The sequence below is a fragment of the Novosphingobium sp. BW1 genome, from assembly GCF_008107685.1.
Taxonomy (GTDB): Bacteria; Pseudomonadota; Alphaproteobacteria; order Sphingomonadales; family Sphingomonadaceae; genus Novosphingobium.
In genome coordinates this window covers 1-385 of sequence record NZ_VIRF01000014.1, presented here as the reverse complement: position 1 = coordinate 385, position 385 = coordinate 1, and the positions used below count along the sequence as shown (strand labels likewise).

General features: G+C 56.1%; 1 protein-coding gene. It reads left to right on the top strand.

All coding sequences use genetic code 11. From position 1 onward, the window contains the following. The coding region (locus FMM79_RS00070) for a hypothetical protein (protein ID WP_371710483.1) at window positions 1-385 on the top strand (385 nt) is incomplete at both ends.

Genomic DNA, 385 nt, shown 5'->3' with positions numbered 1-385 from the left:
GACAATAACTCCACAAAACCTGATCGCACTGCTACCGTTGCTGATCGTCGGCTTGACGGTGGTGGTTGTGATGCTCTCCATTGCGTGGCGACGCAATCATTTCCTCAACGCTACGCTCTCGGTTATTGGGCTTAACGCGGCGCTGGTTTCGCTCTGGTTTGTTGGCCAGGCGGGCGCTATGGACGTTACGCCGCTGATGCGCGTTGATGGTTTCGCCATGCTTTACACCGGGCTGGTATTGTTGGCGAGCCTCGCCACCTGTACTTTCGCCTACCCGTGGCTTGAAGGCTATAACGACAACAAGGATGAGTTCTACCTGTTGGTGTTAATTGCCGCGCTGGGCGGGATCCTGCTGGCGAATGCCAACCATCTGGCGTCTCTGTTC